Origin of the sequence: Luteimonas dalianensis (assembly GCF_049339425.1) — a bacterium.
Taxonomy (GTDB): Bacteria; Pseudomonadota; Gammaproteobacteria; order Xanthomonadales; family Xanthomonadaceae; genus Luteimonas; species Luteimonas dalianensis.
This window is the reverse complement of the sequence record NZ_JBMPPO010000006.1, coordinates 95,812-114,660: the sequence shown is the minus strand read 5'-3', so window position 1 is coordinate 114,660 and position 18,849 is coordinate 95,812. Positions and strand designations below refer to the sequence as shown.

The window sequence follows — 18,849 nt, the reverse complement described above, 5'->3', positions numbered from 1 at the left end:
GCTGACCTGGGTCAAGAGCCGGGCACGGGACTGCCGCCATACTTGCGACCATGGATACACGACTGTCTTCGCAGCTTTCACTCAATCGCCTGGGCGACGCCCCGCACCGGCTGATGTTCTTCGTCGGCGCCGGCAACCTGCTGCTGGCGATGGCCTGGTGGGCTGCCTGGCTGGGCGCCCTGCGCTGGCCGCTCGTGGAGATGCACCAGCCATGGCCGTACGCGGGCTGGCTGCACGCCTTCATCATGCAGTACCAGATGCTGCCCAGCTTCATCTTCGGATTCCTGCTGACCACCTTCCCCAAGTGGATGGGGCAGCCGGAATTCGAGCGCTGGCGTTACGCACCGGTGGGCGTGGGCCTGTTCGGCGGCCAGATCGCAACCCTGCTGGGGGCGGTCGGCTGGGACGCCGGGATCGTGGTCGGGCTGTTCATGACCATGGGCGGCTGGCTGGCCGGGCTGCTGACCCTGGGCCCGCTGCTGTGGCGCGAGAAGGGCACCACCTGGCACGCCCGCTCGTGCTTTGCCGCGCTCAGCCTGGGCTTCCTGGGCCTGCTGGCGTGGCTGGCTCACGTGCTGGGCGCGTCGCCGTTCTGGGCCTTCGTGAGCATCAAGATCGGCACCTTCGGCGTGCTGCTGCCGGTGTACCTGACGGTGGCCCACCGGATGTTCCCGTTCTTCGCCGCCAACGTGGTGCCCGGTTACCAGGCCTGGCGGCCGCTGTGGCTGCTGGCGGCGCTGTGGCCGCTGAGCCTGGCGCACCTGGTGCTGGAGCTGTTCCACCTGTACGGACTGCTATGGCTGGTGGACGTGCCGTTGCTGGGGCTCACTGCGTACATGCTGTGGCGCTGGTGGCCGCATGGCGCCAAGCCGCGGCTGCTGACGGTGCTGTTCGTCGGCGTGGCGTGGCTGCCGCTGACCTTCGCCCTGTACACGGGGCAGTCGATCGCCTACGCGCTGACCGGGGTGTACTGGCTCGGGCGTGGGCCGGCGCACGCGCTGTTCGTGGGTTTCTTCGGCAGCGTGCTGGTAGCGATGGTCACGCGGGTCACCCAGGGCCATTCCGGGCAGGGGCTGTACATGCCGGGGGTGGCCTGGTTCGCCTTCGTCGCCATCCAGGTGGTGGCGGTGACGCGGGTGCTGGCCGAGGTGCTGCCGGACACGCCGATGTGGCAGGCGGTTTCCGCACTGGGCTGGCTGGTCGTGTTCCTGCCCTGGGTGGCCAGGATTGGGCGGATCTACCTGAGCCCGCGCGCCGACGGCCGGCCCGGCTGAGGAGGTGGCGGGATGATCGAGTTCTATCCGCAGATCAAGCACGCCCACATCGGACTGGCGCTGGCCAGCGGCGCGCTGTTCGCGCTGCGCGGCGCCGGTGCCCTGGCCAACATGCGCTGGCCGCGCTGGGCGGCCGTGCGCTATGCCAGCTACGCCATCGACACCGGGCTGCTGACCGCCGCGCTGATGCTGCTGACCATCCTGCCCGGCGGGCTGTACGCCAACGGCTGGCTGACGGCGAAGCTGGTGCTGCTGGTGGTGTACGTGGTGCTGGGGGTGTTCGCGCTGCGGCGCGCGCGCAGCCGCGCCGGCAGGGCGGCCTGCTACGTGGCCGCGCTGGCCACGTTCGCGATGATCTACGGCATCGCCCGCGCCCACCATCCGCTGGGATACCTGTACGGCTTCTTCGCCTGAGGGCCTGCGGTTGAAGCGGCGGTACGCGTATCCTGTACGCCCATGGACAATCAACTTCCCCCGGCCACCAACGACCCTGCCGCCCAGCGCAGCTGGACCCGTGAAGCGCTGAAGCTCCTGCGCCAGGAGGCCGCTCGCTCGGCCGACACCCACCTGCTGCGGCTCTCGTTCGAGGGCTTCCCCGGCATCGACTTCTACTTCAAGGACGAGGCCGCCCACCCCACCGGCAGCCTCAAGCACCGCCTGGCCCGCTCGCTGTACCTGTACGCGCTGTGCAACGGCCGCCTGCGCGCCGGCCAGCCGGTGGTGGACGCCTCGTCGGGAAGCACCGCGATCTCCGAAGCCTGGTTCGCGCGCCTGCTGGGCCTGCCGTTCACCGCGGTGATGCCCGCCGCCACCGCGCCGCGCAAGATCGCCGACGTGCAGGCCCTGGGCGGGCACTGCGACCTGGTCGACGACCCCTCGCAGGTGTACGAGCGCGCCGCCTGGCACGCCGCCAACGGCGCCTGCCACCTGGATCAGTTCGGACTGGCGGTCACCGCCACCGACTGGCGCGGCAACAACAACATCGCCGAATCGATCATCAGCCAGCTCGCCGCCGAGCCGCACCCGGAGCCGGCGTGGATCGTCTGCGGCGTAGGCACCGGCGGCACCTCGGCCACCATCGGCCGCTACCTGCGCTACCGCGGCATGGCCACCGGACTGTGCGCGGCCGAGCCGGCCGGCAGCGCCTTCGTCCACGCCTGGCGCGAACGCGACCGCGGCGTGCGCTGCAGCCGGCCCACGCTGATCGAGGGCATCGGCCGGCCGCAGGTTGAGCCGGGCTGGGTGTTCGAGACCGTGGACGAGGTGATCGAGGTGCCGGACGCGGCCTCGATCGCGGCGATGCACGTCCTGAAGGAACACCTGGCACGCCCCTACGGCGGATCCTCGGGCACCAACCTGGTGGCCTGCCTGCAGCTGGCCTGCCGCATGCGCGAGCAGGGCCGGAAAGGCAGCATCGTCAGCCTGCTGTGCGACCCGGGCGAGCGTTACGACCAGACCCTGTACGACCCGGCCTGGCTCAAGCACCAGGGCATCGACCCCGGGCCCTGCACCAGTGCCCTGCGCCGTACCCTCGCCACCGGCACCTGGCGGCCCCTGGCCTGACTCCTCCGGAAAAAGCGGGAAATCATACGTCTGTTTGACTTGGGTCATGGGGGCGGGAACGACCTGTCGATAAGCTTTTCAACACGGGGAAACCAGCCCCGCATGAAGAATCGACAGCCGTCCACCGCTGCCGCGTAGAGGGCGACCCGGAGTCGCATCCGCACGCGCGAGGACGCGCCGCAGGGATCTGAAACCGGAGCTTCCCCATGAACAGATCCATCCTGTGCCTCGCGCTCGCGGCAGCACTTGCACATGCGCCTGCGCTGGCGTCCCAGCTCGACGCGGCCGGCGCCGATCCGCAACAGAACGTCGTCGACTTCGACGCCATGGTCGTCACCGGCGTGGCCCCAAGCGCCGCGCTCACGTTCGTCACCGACCCGCGCCAGCCCAGGCAGCCGGTTCCCGCAAGCGACGGTGCCGACTACCTCAAGACCATCCCCGGCTTCGGCACCATCCGCAGCGGCGGCACCAATGGCGACCCCGTGCTGCGCGGCATGTTCGGCTCGCGCCTGAACCTGCTCGCGGGCGATGGCGCCCTTGCCGGTGCCTGCCCCTCGCGCATGGACAACGCGATGTCCTACATCTCGCCGGAAACCTGGGACGCCCTGACCGTCACCAAGGGGCCCCAGACGGTGCTGTGGGGTGGTGGCGCCGCCGCGGGCACGGTGCGCTTCGAGCGCGACATCCCGTATTTCCCCGAGCCGGGCGTGCAGGTCCGCGGCAGCGTGCTGGCCGGCAGCAACGGCCGCAATGACCAGGTGATCGACTTCGCCGGCGGCAATGAATCGTTCTACGGCAGGGTCACCGCGAACCGCTCCGACTCGGACGACTACCAGGACGGCGACGGCAACCGCGTGCCTTCGGCATGGCTCAAGTGGAACGCGGACGCGGCCATCGGCTGGACCCCGGACGCGGACACCGTCATCGAGGCCAGCTTCGGCCGCGGCGACGGCGAGGCCCGCTACGCCGGCCGCGGCATGGACGGCTCGCAGTTCGACCGCACCAGCTACGGCCTGCGCTTCGAGAAGAAGAACATGCAGGGCACGCTCAACGAGGTCGAGGCCAACCTGTACTACAACGACATCGACCACGTGATGGACAACTACTCGCTGCGCGACCCGGATCCGGACGGCATGATGCCGATGCCGATGGCCAGCAACGTGGCCCACCGCACCGTGGGCGGGCGCGCCGCGCTGACGTGGCGAGGCCACCACTGGGATCTCACCGGCGGCATCGACGGCCGCGCCAGCAGGCACTCCCAGCGGCGGGGCGCGGGCCGCGACGCCTATCTTGCCCAGCCGTGGAACGTGGACGCCCGTTTCCGCCAGGCCGGCGCCTTCGCCGAGCTGCACTGGCACCTGAGCGACCGCCACCACCTGATCGGCGGCGCCCGGCTGGATCGCTCCGAGGCCGAAGACCGGCGCATGCACGCCGGCGGCGGCCACGGCGGCGGCGCGATGCCGATGCCCAACCCGACGTCCGGGATGACCCGCAGCGAAACCCTGCCCTCGGCCTTCATCCGCTACGAGCAGAACGTGCCCGATTCGAACCTGAGCTGGTACGCCGGCGTCGGCCACACCGCGCGCATGCCGGACTACTGGGAGCTGTTCTCGCCCGACCACGGGCCGGACGGGTCGGCCAACGCCTTCGCCGGCGTGGATCCCGAACGCACCACCCAGCTCGACCTGGGCCTGAACTACAAGGGCAAGTCGATCGACGCCTGGGTATCCGTCTATGCCGGCCGGATGCGCGACTACATCCTGTTCGACTACGGCATGCACGGCACCACCGCCGGCAACGCCGACGCCGACATCCGCGGCGGCGAGGCGGGCATCGAGTGGCGGCCGGCGGAGAGCTGGAAGGTCGGCGGCAGCCTGGCCTACGCCTGGGGCGAGCTGGCCGACAGCGGCCAGCCGCTGCCGCAGATGACGCCGATGGAGGCGCGCCTGACCGCGGGCTACGACAACCGGCGCTGGAGCGCCGGAGCGCTGCTGCGGGTGGTGTCCGGCCAGGATCGGGTCAGCAAATCGCTGGGCAACGTGGTCGGGCGCGACCTGGGCCCGAGCCCCGGCTTCGCGGTGTTCTCGCTCAACGGCGGCTACCGCTTCAGCGAAACGGTGCAGCTGACCGCCGGCATCGACAACCTGTTCGACCGCAGCTACAGCGAGCACCTCAACCTGGCCGGCAACAGCGCCTTCGGCTACCCGGCCGACCCGGTGCGCATCAACGAGCCCGGCCGCACCGGGTGGGTCAAGCTCAACCTGGAGTTCTGACCCCGCCTGTGGCGCCCCGCCATCGGTGGGGCGCTGCGGTACCGGCGTCGAAGCGCGCCATGCGCCGCCGGGGAGGTCAGGCGGGGCGGGCGAACACCAGGCTGGCGTTGGTACCGCCAAAGCCGAAGCTGTTGGACATCACCGTACGCAGCTCCGCGTCGCGGCTTTCGCGCACCACCGGGAAGTCTTCGGCCTTCGGATCCAGGGTCTCGATGTTGGCCGACCCGGCGATGAAGCCGCCGTGCATCATCAGCAGGCTGTAGATCGCCTCGTGCACGCTGGCCGCGCCCAGCGAGTGGCCGCTCAGGGCCTTGGTCGAGGACAGCGGCGGCAGCTTTTCGCCGAAGGCCTCGCGCACCGCCTCCAGCTCGACGATGTCGCCGGCCGGGGTCGAGGTGCCGTGGGTGTTGAGGTAGTCGATATCGCCCACCGGCGTGCCGTTCAGGCCCGCCAGCGCCATGCGCATGCAGCGCACCGCGCCCTCGCCGGACGGCGCCACCATGTCGGCGCCGTCGGAGGTCACGCCGTAGCCCACCAGCTCGGCCAGGATCGGCGCGCCGCGCGCAACCGCGTGCTCGTAGTCCTCCAGCACCAGCATGCCGCCGCCGCCGGCGATCACGAAGCCGTCGCGGTCGGCGTCATACGGGCGCGAAGCGGTCAGCGGGCTGTCGTTGCGCTTCGTGGACAGCGCGCCCATGGCGTCGAACTGCGCGGTCATCGCCCAGTGCAGCTCCTCGCCGCCGCCGGCGATCACGATGTCCTGCGCGCCGTGGCGGATCAGGTCGGCGCCGGCGCCGATGCAGTGCGCCGAGGTCGCGCAGGCCGCCGACAGCGAGTAGCTCACGCCGCGGATGCCGAAGGCGGTCGACAGCGTCGCCGACACCGTGGAGCCCATCGAGCGCGGCACCATGTACGGGCCGACCTTGCGCACGCCGCGGTTGCGCAGCAGGTCGGCGGTTTCCACCTGCCACTCCGGCGAGCCGCCGCCCGAGCCGGCCACCAGCCCGGTACGCTCGCTGCGCACCTGGGCGTCATCCAGGCCCGCCGCCGCGATGGCGTCGCGCGCGGCGACATAGGCGTACGCGGCCGCGTCGCCCATGAAGCGCTTGAGCTTGCGGTCGATCTGCGCGGCCAGGTCGATCTCCGGCACGCCCGCCACCCGGCTGCGCAGCCCCAGCTCCTCGTATTCGGGCACGAAGCGGATCCCGGCCCGGCTGTCACGCAGCGAGGCGGACACCGTTTCCAGGTCATTGCCAAGGCAGGACACCACACCCATCCCTGTCACCACGACGCGACGCATTTTCAGAATCCCTTGGTGGAGGAGAACAGGCCCACGCGCAGGTCGGAGGCCAGGTAGATTTCACGGCCGTCGACCAGGGTGCGGCCATCGGCGATCACCAGGTCGAGCTTGCCGCGCATGGTGCGGCGGATGTCGATCTCGTAGCTGACCAGCTTGGAAGTGGGCAGCACCTGGCCGCTGAACTTCACCTGGCCCACGCCCAGCGCGCGGCCCAGGCCGGTCGCGCCCAGCCACGGCAGGTAGAAGCCGCACAGCTGCCACATCGCATCCAGCCCCAGGCAGCCCGGCATCACCGGGTCGCCTTCGAAATGACAGTCGAAGAACCACAGGTCCGGCCGGATATCCAACTCGGCCCGCAGCTCGCCCTTCCCGTAACGGCCACCCTCGGTGGAAACGTGGGTGATGCGATCGAACATCAGCATCGGCGGCGCCGGAAGCCGGGCGTTGCCGGGCCCGAACAGTTCGCCACGCGCGCAGGCGAGCAGCTGTTCGTAGTCGTACGAGGAAGGCTGGTTCATGTCATCCGATGCTGGGAGTAAGCGGGCCATTTTGCGGGTTTTCCGCGAAAATTTCCCCATACGCGGGCGTATCCCGGCTCCCGCCGCGGCCCCGGCTCAGGCGTAGCGCGTGGGATCGGCCACCCCGGCCCCCGCGAACCCCTGCGCCCGCAGCCGGCAGGCGTCGCAGCGGCCGCAGGCGCGGCCTTCGGCATCGGCGCTGTAGCACGACACCGTGGCGGCGAAGTCCACGCCCAGCCGCACCCCTTCGCGCACGATATCGTCCTTGCCCAGCGCCATCAGCGGCGCATGCACCTGGATGCCGGCGCCCTCCACGCCCGCCCTGGTGGCCAGGTTGGCCAGCGCCTGGAACGCCTGGATGAACTCCGGCCGGCAGTCCGGATAACCGGAGTAATCCACCGCATTGACGCCGCAGAAGATATCCGCCGCGCCAAGCACCTCGGCCCAGCCCAGGGCGATGGACAGCATGATGGTGTTGCGCGCCGGCACGTAGGTGACCGGGATTTCGCCCGCCGCATGGTCGGCAGCCTCGGGCACGGCGATGTCGTCGGTCAGCGCCGAGCCGCCGATGCCGCGCAGATCCACCGCGACCACCTTGTGCGCCGCCGCGCCCTGCGCCCGCGCCACCCGCGCCGCCGCCTGCAGCTCGGAGGGATGCCGCTGCCCGTAGTCCACGCTCAGCGCGTGCGCGGCGAACCCGCGCTCGCGGGCCAGGGCCAGGACGACGGCGGAATCCATGCCGCCGGACACCAGTACGACTGCGTTCTTCATGGGTCGACGGGAACTCCCGCAACGGGCCGGGCCGCGAAGGTCATCGTCCGGGCTCGTCGTTCCAGAGGATCTTGTGCAGCTGCATCTGGAAGCGCACCGGCAGCCGGTCGGCGACGATCCAGTCGGCCAGCTCACGCGCCTCCAGCTCGGACTTGCTGGGCGAGAACAGCACGTCGCAGCGGGCGGTGATGTCGTGCTCGCCCACCACCTCCTTCGCCCAGTCGTAGTCCGCGCGCCCGCACAGCACGAACTTGACCTGGTCGTGGGGCGTGAGCAGGCCGATGTTGTCCCACAGGTTGCGGTGCGCCTCGCCCGAGCCCGGGGTCTTGATGTCCAGCACCCGGCTCACCCGCGGATCGGCCTGGCCGATGTCGATCGCGCCGGAGGTCTCCAGCGACACCGCGTAGCCGGCATCGCACAGCCGCCGCAGCAGGTCGGCACAGCGCTTCTGCGCCAGCGGCTCGCCGCCGGTCACGCACACGTGGCGCACCCCGTGCCGGGCCACTTCGTCCAGGATGTCGCCGATCGTCCACCACTGGCCACCGTGGAACGCGTAGGCGGTGTCGCAATAGGTGCAGCGCAGCGGGCAGCCGGTCAGGCGCACGAACACCGTCGGCCAGCCCGCCTCGCGGGCTTCGCCCTGCAGCGACAGGAAGATCTCGGTGATGCGGAGCCGGTCGGCCGCGACCGCGGCGTCGGCCGCGTGGGGGGCGACGGCGTTCATGGCGATATTGTAAGCGGTGCGCGCGCAGGCCCGGGCCGGCCCGGCGGCGGGGTTCAGCGCAGCCGGGTCAGCCGGATCACGCGCAGGCGGTCGTCGGCGGTCACCGCCGCGTCGCTGCCGGGGTAGCGCTCAACCACGCTGGCCAGGGTCTGCTCGGCCGCATCCAGCTCCTGGCGGCCAAACTGCGACAGGCCGACCTTGAGCAGGGCGCGCGGCGCCCGCGAATCCTCGGGAAACTGCTCGATCAGCGCCTCGAACTGGCGCTGTGCGCGCTCGTAGTTCTCCAGCACGTAGAAACTCTCGCCCAGCCAGTAGTGGGCGTTGGGCGCCAGGCCACCGGCCGGGTGCGCCTGCAGGAACTGCTGGAACAGCTCCGCCGACTGCTCGTACTCGCCCGCGCGCAGGGCACTGAAGGCGACCTCGTAGGCGGCCCGCTCATCCGGATCCTGCGCGGGCAGGACGCGGGCGGGCGCGGATTCGCCCGCATCGCCCACCTCGGGCACGGGCACCGGCAGTCCGTCGCCACCTTCCGGGTCGGGCAGCGCGGGCGCGGGCATCCCGCCCTCCAGCCGGTTGAGCCGGCCGTCCGCGTCCAGGTACTGGGCACGCGAGGTTTCGCGCATCTGTTCGATGCCGTGCTGCAGCTCTTCGATCTGCGAACGCAGGGACACCACCTCGCGCCGCAGCTCGCTGACCTGTTCAAGCAGATCCACGTTGCTGGTGCGCGACATGGAATCCTGGCGCTCCAGCGCCGCGACCCGGTCGGCCAGGCTGGCGCGCTGTGCAAATGCGGGTGCGGCGGCCACCAGGGCCGCCGCAACCACGATTGGAACGATTGACTTACGCATCTGTACGACTACGTGCTACGCCGGATCAGCGCGCGGTGTAGATGATCTCGACCCGACGGTTCTGCGCCCAGCAGTCTTCGCTGGTGTCGGTGCACTGCGGACGCTCTTCGCCATAGCTGACCACGGTGAGCTGGGTGCCCGAGCCGCCGTTGGCCTGCAGGGCCGACGACACCGAGTTGCCACGGCGCTCGCCCAGGCCGAGGTTGTAGTCGCGGCTGCCGCGCTCGTCGGCATGGCCTTCCAGGGTGATGCGGGCCGACGGACGGTCACGCATGTACTTGGCATGGCACGCCATCTGCGCCTGGAACTCGGGACGCAGGGCCTCCTGGTCGAAATCGAAGTACACCACCCGCTGGCGCAGGCAGGCATCGGTATCCAGGTCCTCGGGGCCGAACACGCCGGTGGTCGGCGCGGGCTCGGTGGTGGTCGGCGGCGGGGCCGGCGGCGGCGGCGGAGCCTCCTCCTGCACCTGGCGGGCGCAGCCGACAGCGACGAAACACAGCGCGGTGGCAAGCAGGACTCGGGTAGTGGTCTTCATCTCGTCGATCCTATTGATTGAACTCGGCGTTCAGGTTGATGGAAACGATGTGGAGACGGCGTCAGCGTGATTCCCGGAAAGGTCCCCAGGCCGGCTCCCGCACATCCCCATCGGCAAGCACCAGGCGCTGGCGCACGCGACCATCGGACGAAACGGCGTACAGCACCCCTCGCCGTCCCTCACGTGCCGCGTACAGGATCATGCTGGCGTTCGGTGCGAAGCTCGGTGATTCATCGAGCGAACCGGGCGACAGCGTGGACCAGCGCGGCGTGCCGAGGCTGCGATCCAGCACCGCAATACGGTACACGTTGCCGGCGCCTTGTGCCACGGCAATCTTCTGCCCGTCGAAGGAAACGCTCGGATCGGAGTTGTAGCTGCCCTGGAACGTCACCCGGCTTTCGCCGCCGCCGCTGGCGGGCACCTGGTAGACCTGCGGCCGGCCGCCGCGATCGGAGGTGAAGTACACCGTGCCGCCGTCGTTGCTCCAGGCCGGCGAGGTGTCGATGCCGAAGTGGTTGGTGAGCCGGGTCAGCGCCTTGCTGGCCAGGTCCATCACGTAGATCTCCGGGTTGCCGCTGCGCGAGAGGGTCAGCGCCAGCCGGTTGCCGTCCGGCGAGAACGCCGGCGAGGCGTTGATGCCGCGGAAGCTGGACACCAGCTCGCGCCCGCCGCTGGAAATGTCCTGGATGTAGATGGCCGAATTGCCGCGCTCGAAGCTCACGTAGGCCAGGCGGTTGCCGTCCGGGCTCCAGGAGGGCGACAGCAGCGGCTCGTTGGAACGCACCACGGTCTGCGGGTTGTGGCCGTCGGAGTCGGCGACGATCAGCGCGTAGCGCGCGTTCTCGCCCGCGCCGGACTGGGTGACGTAGGCGATGCGCGTCCAGAACGCGCCGCGTACGCCCAGGATCGCCTCGTAGATCGCGTCCGACATCTGGTGGGCGACGTCACGCATGGCGCCGGTGCGGGCGGTCATGGCCATCCCCAGCACGCGCTCCTGCTTGGCCACATCGAACAGCTCGTACTCCACCCGGTAGGCGCCGCCGGCGGCGTCCAGCACCCGCCCGACCACCAGGAAGTCCTGGCGCAGCATGCGCCAGGTCGGGTACTGCACCTCGGCGCCGCGCGTGGGCTGTTCGACGATGTCGCGCTCGGGCAAGGTCCGGAACTGACCGGAGCGGTCGAGGTTGGCGCGGATCACCGCGGCCACGTCGGTGTCCGGCGCGGCCGCCGACCCCTGGTAGGGCATCGGCACCACGGCGATCGGCAGCGCCGAGGCGTGGCCGCCGACGATGTCGATCTCCAGGCCCTGCTGCTGCGCGGAGGCGATCACGGGCAGGAGCAGGGCAAACAGGGCGAACAGGCAGCGGATCATCGGTTTCATCGTCGTACCCGGGTTGAATTGGGGAATATCAGCAACGCTAAAGCTTGGGGGAGAGGCGTGTAGCCAGGATGAATGCCGCCCGATCCTTCGTGGGCGGGCCGGCGAGGCAGCCCTTGGCGGGATCACGCTGGCTCACACGGACGGAACGCAGCTATCGATCCTGGGCGGTGAAGTTGAGGTTGAGGCGGCGGTTGAAGACAGACTCGAAGCCGGCGTACGGAAGCGGCTCGGCGCGGCGCACCGCCGCTTCCACCGAACGCCGCCCGAGGGCGTCGTAAGGACAGGAATTGTCGAATTCGACGTTCATCACCTGCCCCCCCGGCAGCTGAGTAATGTAGATCCGGCAGCGCTGGCCCAGCGGCACGTTGTCCGGCCGCGTCCAGTTGCGCACGATCGCCTCCTGCAGCGCGGCGGCGTAGCGCGCGGCCAGGTCGCTGTCGCCATCGGGCGTGCCGGGCGGAGGACTGGCGGTGGAGCCGCCAGTTTCCCGGGTCTCGCGTTCGCGCCGGGAATCGGCGATCTGGTCGAGCTTGCGCTGGGCCTCCTCCGCCTCGCGCCGCACCCGCTCCTGCTCGGCGCGCAGCTTCTTCAGCTCCTCTTCGCGCTGCTGGCGGGCCAGGCGGCGCTTCTGCTCGGCCTCTTCCTGTGCCTGGCGCTCGGCCAGCTCGATCTGCTCCTGGCGGCGGCGCTCCTCCTGCTCGCGCTCGGCGCGCAGTTCGGACTCGGCGTCGGCGCGGGCTTCCTCCTGCTCCACCACGTCCGGATCGGGGATCTGCTCCTGCGGCTCCGGCTGCGGTTCCACCGGCGCGTCCTCGGGAACCGGCTCGGGCAGCGGCTGCGGTGGCGGCACGGTCTCCTCTTCCACCGGCTCCGGCTCGGGAGCCGGCTCCGGCAGCGGCTCGGGCGCTTCGGACAGGGCCTGGCGGGCGGCCGGCGACAGCGCGTCGGCGTCCACGATGTCGGCGCTGATCGGCAGTCCGGCCGACTGCGGCGCGGCGCTGCGTGTCCAGTACATGCCCACGAACACCAGCGCGAACAGCAGCACGTGCAGCAACAGCGCCAGCACGACTGCCTGTGCGGTGTCTGCCCGCGCCTCGCGCATCTACTCGGCGCCCTCGCGCGGACGGCTGAGCAGGCTCACCCGGGTGATGCCGGCGGCGTTGACCTGGTCCAGCGCGTCCATCACCTGCTGGTAGCTGGCCGCGCCGTCACCGCGGATGAGCACCGAGGCGTCCGGATTCTGGTTGTGGATCGCGCCCAGGCGCGCGCCAAGGTCGTCCGGGCTCACCGACTGGTTGAGGCCTTCCACCATCAGCGCCAGCGAGCCGTCGGGGTAGATGCTCACCACTACCGGGTCGCTGGGCGATTCCAGCGAACGGGCGTTGGAATCGGGCAGGTTGATGTCCGTGCCCAGGTTCAGCAGCGGCGCGGTGACCATGAAGATGATCAGCAGCACCAGCATCACGTCGATATAGGGAACGACGTTGATTTCGTTCTTGAGCTTGCGCCGGTGGCGGCGGCGGGTGGAGATGACCGACATGGGGACTCCGGGCTTGTCTTGCGTTCAGGCCAACGGCCGGGCGCGGGCGCTGGGGTTGCGCGCGCGGCGGGCTACTCGTCGTCGGCGTAGGCCTGGCGTTCCAGGATCGTGGAAAACTCGTCGGAGAACGCCTCGTAGCGGGTGGCGATGCGCTCGACCTTGGTGGCGTAGCGGTTGTAGGCCCAGACCGCCGGGATCGCGGCGAACAGGCCCATCGCGGTGGCGATCAGCGCCTCGGAGATGCCCGGGGCGACGGTGGCGATGGTGGCCTCGCGCACGTTGGCCAGGCCCTGGAAGGAGATCATGATCCCCCACACGGTGCCCAGCAGGCCCACGTAGGGCGCGATCGAGCCGACGTTGGCCAGGAACTCAAGGTTGTGCTCAAGGCCGTCCAGTTCGCGCGAGGTGGCCACGCGCATGCCGCGCTGGGCGCCTTCCAGCTGGCTGCCGGGGGTGGCGCTGCGGCGCTGGCGCTGGCGCGAGAACTCGCGGAAGCCGGCCTCGAAGATCGCCTCCAGGCCCTCCACCTCGCGGTTGCGCTCGGTGGCGGCGGCGTAGAGCTTGCCCATGTCCGAGCCCGACCAGAAGCGCTCCTCGAAGCGGTCGGCCTCGCGCGCGGCGCGGTCGAGCATCTTCTTCTTGCGGAAGATGATCACCCACGAGGCGATCGAGGCGAACAGCAGCAGCAGCATCACCAGCTGCACCGGGATCGAGGCGTGCAGGATCAGCTGCAGCATGTCGATGTCGCTGCCCACGGCGACCGCGGCTTCGGCCACGCCGGGATCGGCGGGCAGCTGGCTGGCGGTGGCCGCGCCGTCTTCCGGAAGCGGCTGGATTTCAGTCGCCTGCATCAACATCGTCAGTGGGATCATGCATCCGCTCCAGGGTTGTTTGTCACGTGTGTCGCAAGTTGTCGGTGCAGCGCCTCCGGGATGCCCCGGGGACGGAAGCCGGCCGCATCCAGCGCCGCCAGCCGCACCTGCGCATCCAGCAGGCGCCGGCCCCCGCACTCGATCGCCTGGTCGACGACCAGGCTGGCCCGGCGGCACTCGCGCAGCGCCACCGTCACCTCGAGCACATCGTCCAGCCGCGCCGGCGCGCGGAAGTCGATCCGCATCGCCCGCACCGCGAACACCAGCCCGTGCGAGGCCCGCAGTGTTTCCTGCCCGTAGCCCAGCCCGCGCATCCATTCGGTGCGGGCCCGTTCCATGAAGGCCACGTACCGGGCGTGGTACACCACGCCACCGGCGTCGGTATCTTCCCAGTACACCCTTGTCGGAAGGCTGAACAAGGGCTCAGACCCGCTACTCATCGAACAGTTCCCGCGAATCCCCGGCCGCCTGCGGCTGCGGGCGCGGCTTCAGCCCCAGGTGGCGGAAGGCCTTGTTGGAGGCCATCCGCCCGCGCGCGGTGCGCACCAGGAAGCCCTGCTGGATCAGGTAGGGCTCGATCACGTCCTCCAGGGTGCCGCGCTCCTCGCTCAGCGCCGCGGCCAGCGATTCCACGCCGACCGGGCCGCCGTCGAAGTTCTCGATGATCAGGTTCAGCAGGCGCCGGTCGAGGTCGTCGAAGCCCTCCGGGTCGACGCCGAGCATCTTCATCGCCGCGTCCGCCACCTCGCGGTCGATCCGGCCGCCGGCGCGCACCTGGGCGTAGTCGCGCACCCGCCGCAGCAGCCGGTTGGCGATGCGCGGTGTGCCGCGCGAGCGGCGCGCGATCTCCCCGGCGCCCTCCGGCTCGCAGTCGATGCCCAGGATCCCGGCCGAACGCCGCACGATCCGCTCCAGCTCCGCAGCGCTGTAGAACTCCAGCCGCTGGACGATGCCGAAGCGGTCGCGCAGCGGCGCGGTCAGCAGCCCCGCGCGGGTGGTGGCGCCGATCAGGGTGAACGGCGGCAGGTCGAGCTTGATCGAGCGCGCGGCCGGGCCCTCGCCGATCATGATGTCGATCTGGAAATCCTCCATCGCCGGGTACAGCACCTCCTCGACCACGGGCGAGAGGCGGTGGATCTCGTCGATGAACAGCACGTCGTGCGGCTGCAGGTTGGTCAGCAGCGCGGCCAGGTCGCCGGCCTTCTCGATCACCGGCCCGGAGGTGACCCGCAGGCTCACCCCCAGCTCGTTGGCGATCACGTGGCTGAGCGTGGTCTTGCCCAGCCCGGGCGGGCCGAAGATCAGCACGTGATCCATCGCCTCGCCGCGCTTTTTCGCCGCCTCGATGTAGATCGACATCTGGTCGCGGACGGGCTGCTGGCCCAGGTAGTCGTCCAGCCGCTGCGGCCGGATCGAGGCCTCCGCGGCCTCGTCCTCGCGGGTCGCGCCGGGGGTGATGATGCGCTCTTCGGTCATCGGGCTATGGTCGCATAGGTGCGCGCCCCGGGCGCATGCGCCGCCCCCGCAGGAGCGCGCCATGCGCGCGATACCGCGTGACATTCATCCCCGCCACGTGGCTCCGGCCATGATGTGCTGGCCGAAGCTGATCCGCGAAGCACGATTCACGCGGCTTCGCGCGCATGGCGCGCTCCTACCGGAGTAGATCCCAGGCTTCGGCGGCGATGCTGAAGCTGCGCTTGCGCGCCTCCAGGCTGGCCAGGTTGGCGGTCAGGATCAGCTCGTCGGGACGGTGGCGCTCGACGAAGTCGGCGATGCCCTCGGCCACGTCCTTCGCGTCGCCCACCACCGAGCAGGACAGCGCCTGCCCCACCGCGGCCAGCTCCGGCGGCGTCACCACCGAATGGATGTCGTCCACCGGCAGCGGCACCTTGCCCGGCGGCCCGGAGCGGCGCAGGTAGGCGAACATCTGCTGCAGGCTGGTGAACTCGCGCTCGGCCTCGGCGCGGGTATCGGCGGCCACTACGTTCAGGGCCAGCATGGCGTAGGGCTCGCGCAGGCGCCTGGAAGGCTTGAAGTTGCGGTGATACACCGCCAGCGCCTCGCTCATCATCGCCGGGGCGAAGTGCGAGGCGAACGCATACGGCAGGCCCATCGCCGCCGCCAGCTGGGCGCCGAACAGGCTCGAGCCCAGGATCCACACCGGCACGTCCACCTCCGAGCCGGGCACCGCCTGCACCAGCTGGCCGGGCTTGACCGGCTCGAAGTAGTTGATCAGCTCGGCGACGTCGTGCGGGAACGCCTCGGCGCCCTCGTAGTAGCGGCGCAGCGCGCGCACGGTGGGCTGGTCGGTGCCCGGCGCGCGGCCCAGGCCCAGGTCGATCCGGCCCGGATACAGCGTGGCCAGGGTGCCGAACTGCTCGGCCACCTGCAGCGGCGCGTGGTTGGGCAGCATCACCCCGCCCGCGCCGACCCGGATGGTCTTCGTGGCGCCCGCCACGTGGCCGATCAGCAGCGCGGTGGCGGCGCTGGCCACCCCCGGCATGTTGTGGTGTTCGGCCATCCAGTAGCGGTTGTAGCCAAGCTGCTCTGCGTGCCTGGCCAGCGCCACCATGTCGGAGAACGCGGTGGCAACGTCGCTGCCTTCGGCCACCGGGGCCAGGTCGAGGATGGAAAGCGGGATCTTCTGCGTCGGGGCTGTGCTCATGTGCACAGCATGGGGGCGGGCCGGCGGCTTTGCCACCGGCCGCGGCGCATCTCAGATTTCCACCGGCGTGCCCAGTTCCACCAGGCGGTCGCCGGGGATGTGGAAGTATGCCGAGGCCGGCGCGGCGTTGCGGTGCATGGCCGAGAACAGCCGCTCGCGCCACAGCGCCATGCCGTGGCGTACGCCCGCCACCACCGTCTCTCGGCTGGTGAAGTAGGTGGTCTCCAGCGGGTCGATCCAGAGCCCGTCCTCGTCGTCGCAGGCCGCCATCAGCGCCACCGGCACGTCCGGGGTCTCCATGAAGCCGAAGCGCAGGGCCACGCGATAGAAGCCGTCGCCGATCTCCCTGACCTCCATGCGCTTTTCGCGCGGCGCCCAGGGCACCTCCAGCGTGTCCACGGTCAGCACCACGTTGCGCTCGTGCAGCACCTTGTTGTGCTTGAGGTTGTGCACCAGCGCCGGCGGCACCACGCCCTTGTCGGCGGTCAGGAACACCGCCGTGCCCGGCACCCGCTGCGGCGGCGCCAGCATCAGCCCGGGCAGGTAGTCGTCCAGCTTCTCGCCGTGCTCGCGGATGCGTTTGCGCAGCAGGATCCGGCCGCGGCGCCAGGTGCGCAGCAGGGTGAACAGCACCAGCCCCAGCAGCAGCGGGAACCAGCCGCCCTGCGGCACCTTGGCCAGGTTGGCGGTGACCAAGGCCAGGTCGATCACCAGGAACAGCGCGCAGGCCGGCAGCACCCAGCGCCGCCAGCGCGGCCACAGCGCGCGGGCAACGATTGCCAGCAGCGCGGTGTCGATCAGCATGGTCATCGACACCGAGACGCCGTAAGCCGATGCCAGCGCCGACGAGCTGCCGAAGCCGAGCACCAGCGCCAGCACGACCACCATCATCAGCCAGTTCACCACCGGGATGTAGATCTGGCCGATGGTCTCGTGCGAGGTATGGCGCACCCGCATGCGCGGGACATAGCCCAGCTGCATCGCCTGGCGGGCGATGGAGAAGCCGCCGGTGATCACCGCCTGCGAGGCGATCACCGTGGCCGCCGTGGCCAGCACGATCATCGGGAACCGGCCCCACTCCGGCACCCCGTGATAGAACGGATTGGCGATCGCGGCCGGATCCTCCAGCACCAGCGCGCCCTGGCCCAGGTAGTTGAGCATCAGCGAGGGCAGCACCAGGCCGTACCAGGCGTAGCGGATCGGGCGCGCGCCGAAGTGGCCCATGTCGGTATAGATCGCCTCGCCGCCGGTCACCGCCAGCACCACCGCGCCGAGGATGAAGACCCCGCCCCAGGCGTGGTCGATGAAGAACCGCGCCGCCCAGTACGGATTGATCGCCTTGAGCACCTCCGGCGCGTGCAGGATGTCGGCCACCCCCAGCACCGCCAGCACCAGGAACCAGAGGATGGTGATCGGCCCGAACACCCGCCCCACCTTCTCCGTTCCGTAACGCTGGGTGGTGAACAGCACCAGCAGCACCAGCACCGCGATCGGCACCACCCAGTGATCCAGCGCCGGCGCGGCCACTTCCAGCCCCTCCACCGCCGCCAGCACCGACACCGCCGGGGTCAGCACGCCGTCGCCGAAGAACAGCGCCGCGCCGAGGATGCCGAAGATCCCCACCCACCACGCCGAACGCGACCCCTGCGGCAGGCTGCGCTGGGCCAGCGCCATCAGCGCCATGATCCCGCCCTCGCCCTCGTTGTCGGCGCGGGTCACGATGCTCACGTACTTCACCGTCACCACCAGCACCAGCGACCAGAACACCAGCGACAGCACCCCGAGCACGGTGTCGTGGTCGGGCACCAGGCCGTAGTCGGGGGAGAACGCCTCGCGGATCGCGTACAGCGGGCTGGTGCCGATGTCGCCGAACACCACCCCCAGCGCGCCGACGGTCAGGCCGAACAGGCCGATCCTGGCGTGGCCCTGCGGCTGCCTGCGGGAGGGAACGGATCCGGCCATGGGAAGTCCTGGCGACGGCGGGGGGGCCGTCAGCGAAGTGCGGACTGTAGCGCCTTGCGGATGATGGTTTCGGCAGTGTCGCCCTCGCCGCCGGCGGCGCGGGCCATCTTCTGCGCCTCCGCCGGGCGGTAACCGAGCTGCTGCAGGGCCACCACCGCCTCGGACATCGGGTCGGCCGGGGCCACGCCGGCGCTCGCCACCGCCGCGCCACCGGCCAGGTCGGCCGCACGGTCACGCAGCTCCACCACGATCCGCTCGGCGGTCTTCTTGCCGATGCCGGGGATCCGGCACAGGGCGGTGATGTCGCCGGCCTGCACCAGCAGCGCGAACTCGCCCACCGAAGCGCCCGACAGGATCGCCAGCGCGATCTTGGCGCCAATGCCGCTGACCTTCTGCACGTCGCGGAACAGGCGCCGCTCGGCCTCGGTGAGGAAGCCGTAGAGGGAAACCGTGTCTTCCTTGTGCGCGTAGTGGGTGAACAGCGACACCTCGCGGCCCACCTCGGGCAGGTCGTAGAAGGTGCTCATCGGCGCCTCCAGCTCGTAGCCCACCCCGGCCACGTCCAGCACCAGCCACGGCGGCTGCTTGTGCGCGAGGGTGCCGCGCAGTCGTCCGATCAT

Annotated in this window: 19 protein-coding genes; 4 read left to right on the top strand and 15 right to left on the bottom strand. The window is 70.4% G+C overall.

What is annotated here, in order from left to right; all coding sequences use genetic code 11:
- The first annotated feature begins 50 nt into the window (after nucleotides 1-50).
- The 4 genes from ACOZ90_RS10165 (at nucleotide 51) to ACOZ90_RS10150 (ending at nucleotide 5,110) form a co-directional block, all read left to right on the top strand.
- A complete protein-coding gene (locus tag ACOZ90_RS10165; protein ID WP_422893541.1) occupies nucleotides 51-1,274 on the top strand; it encodes an NnrS family protein in 1,224 nt (407 codons plus the stop codon).
- Between the two features lie 12 nt (nucleotides 1,275-1,286).
- Nucleotides 1,287-1,688, top strand: coding sequence for a SirB2 family protein (locus ACOZ90_RS10160; protein ID WP_422893540.1), 402 nt, complete (start codon nucleotides 1,287-1,289; stop codon nucleotides 1,686-1,688).
- A gap of 42 nt (nucleotides 1,689-1,730) precedes the next feature.
- Nucleotides 1,731-2,837: a PLP-dependent cysteine synthase family protein gene (locus ACOZ90_RS10155; RefSeq protein ID WP_422893539.1), complete on the top strand. Its 1,107-nt coding sequence runs from the start codon at nucleotides 1,731-1,733 to the stop codon at nucleotides 2,835-2,837.
- A 206-nt stretch (nucleotides 2,838-3,043) separates the two neighbouring features.
- Entirely contained in the window at nucleotides 3,044-5,110 is a 2,067-nt protein-coding gene (locus ACOZ90_RS10150) for a TonB-dependent copper receptor (RefSeq protein ID WP_422893538.1), read from the top strand.
- Nucleotides 5,111-5,186: 76 nt separating this feature from the next.
- On the opposite strand, the gene fabB is transcribed toward ACOZ90_RS10150, so the two are convergent.
- The 15 genes from fabB to ruvA all read right to left on the bottom strand — a co-directional run bounded on the left by fabB (nucleotide 5,187) and on the right by ruvA (nucleotide 18,849).
- The gene (fabB, locus tag ACOZ90_RS10145) at nucleotides 5,187-6,410 is read right to left on the bottom strand and encodes a beta-ketoacyl-ACP synthase I (protein ID WP_422893537.1); all 1,224 of its coding nucleotides are present in this window, start codon (nucleotides 6,408-6,410) and stop codon (nucleotides 5,187-5,189) included.
- Between the two features lie 2 nt (nucleotides 6,411-6,412).
- Nucleotides 6,413-6,928 (bottom strand): 3-hydroxyacyl-[acyl-carrier-protein] dehydratase FabA, encoded by a 516-nt coding sequence (fabA, locus tag ACOZ90_RS10140; RefSeq protein ID WP_422893536.1) that lies wholly within the window; start codon nucleotides 6,926-6,928, stop codon nucleotides 6,413-6,415.
- Nucleotides 6,929-7,024: 96 nt separating this feature from the next.
- Nucleotides 7,025-7,699, bottom strand: a complete 675-nt coding sequence (queC, locus tag ACOZ90_RS10135) for a 7-cyano-7-deazaguanine synthase QueC (protein ID WP_422893535.1) — start codon at nucleotides 7,697-7,699, stop codon at nucleotides 7,025-7,027.
- Between the two features lie 40 nt (nucleotides 7,700-7,739).
- A complete protein-coding gene (gene queE, locus ACOZ90_RS10130) occupies nucleotides 7,740-8,423 on the bottom strand; it encodes a 7-carboxy-7-deazaguanine synthase QueE (protein WP_422893534.1) in 684 nt (227 codons plus the stop codon).
- Nucleotides 8,424-8,476: 53 nt separating this feature from the next.
- A complete protein-coding gene (gene ybgF / locus ACOZ90_RS10125) occupies nucleotides 8,477-9,271 on the bottom strand; it encodes a tol-pal system protein YbgF (protein ID WP_422893533.1) in 795 nt (264 codons plus the stop codon).
- A 25-nt stretch (nucleotides 9,272-9,296) separates the two neighbouring features.
- The gene (gene pal, locus ACOZ90_RS10120; protein ID WP_422893532.1) at nucleotides 9,297-9,809 is read right to left on the bottom strand and encodes a peptidoglycan-associated lipoprotein Pal; all 513 of its coding nucleotides are present in this window, start codon (nucleotides 9,807-9,809) and stop codon (nucleotides 9,297-9,299) included.
- Between the two features lie 61 nt (nucleotides 9,810-9,870).
- Complete coding sequence (gene tolB, locus ACOZ90_RS10115; protein ID WP_422893531.1) at nucleotides 9,871-11,190, bottom strand: Tol-Pal system beta propeller repeat protein TolB; 1,320 nt, start codon at nucleotides 11,188-11,190, stop codon at nucleotides 9,871-9,873.
- Nucleotides 11,191-11,341: 151 nt separating this feature from the next.
- Entirely contained in the window at nucleotides 11,342-12,292 is a 951-nt protein-coding gene (gene tolA / locus ACOZ90_RS10110) for a cell envelope integrity protein TolA (protein WP_422893530.1), read from the bottom strand.
- Nucleotides 12,293-12,730, bottom strand: a complete 438-nt coding sequence (gene tolR / locus ACOZ90_RS10105; RefSeq protein ID WP_422893529.1) for a protein TolR — start codon at nucleotides 12,728-12,730, stop codon at nucleotides 12,293-12,295.
- Between the two features lie 71 nt (nucleotides 12,731-12,801).
- Entirely contained in the window at nucleotides 12,802-13,602 is an 801-nt protein-coding gene (tolQ, locus tag ACOZ90_RS10100) for a protein TolQ (protein ID WP_422893528.1), read from the bottom strand.
- The gene (ybgC, locus tag ACOZ90_RS10095; RefSeq protein ID WP_422893527.1) at nucleotides 13,599-14,042 is read right to left on the bottom strand and encodes a tol-pal system-associated acyl-CoA thioesterase; all 444 of its coding nucleotides are present in this window, start codon (nucleotides 14,040-14,042) and stop codon (nucleotides 13,599-13,601) included. The genes tolQ and ybgC overlap by 4 nt, the downstream gene beginning before the upstream one ends.
- On the bottom strand, nucleotides 14,035-15,078 hold the full coding sequence (gene ruvB / locus ACOZ90_RS10090) for a Holliday junction branch migration DNA helicase RuvB (protein WP_422893526.1): 1,044 nt from the start codon (nucleotides 15,076-15,078) through the stop codon (nucleotides 14,035-14,037). The genes ybgC and ruvB overlap by 8 nt, the downstream gene beginning before the upstream one ends.
- A gap of 175 nt (nucleotides 15,079-15,253) precedes the next feature.
- Nucleotides 15,254-16,267, bottom strand: coding sequence for an LLM class flavin-dependent oxidoreductase (locus tag ACOZ90_RS10085; RefSeq protein ID WP_422893525.1), 1,014 nt, complete (start codon nucleotides 16,265-16,267; stop codon nucleotides 15,254-15,256).
- A 51-nt stretch (nucleotides 16,268-16,318) separates the two neighbouring features.
- On the bottom strand, nucleotides 16,319-18,229 hold the full coding sequence (locus tag ACOZ90_RS10080; protein WP_422893524.1) for a potassium transporter Kup: 1,911 nt from the start codon (nucleotides 18,227-18,229) through the stop codon (nucleotides 16,319-16,321).
- A 29-nt stretch (nucleotides 18,230-18,258) separates the two neighbouring features.
- A complete protein-coding gene (gene ruvA / locus ACOZ90_RS10075) occupies nucleotides 18,259-18,849 on the bottom strand; it encodes a Holliday junction branch migration protein RuvA (RefSeq protein WP_422893523.1) in 591 nt (196 codons plus the stop codon).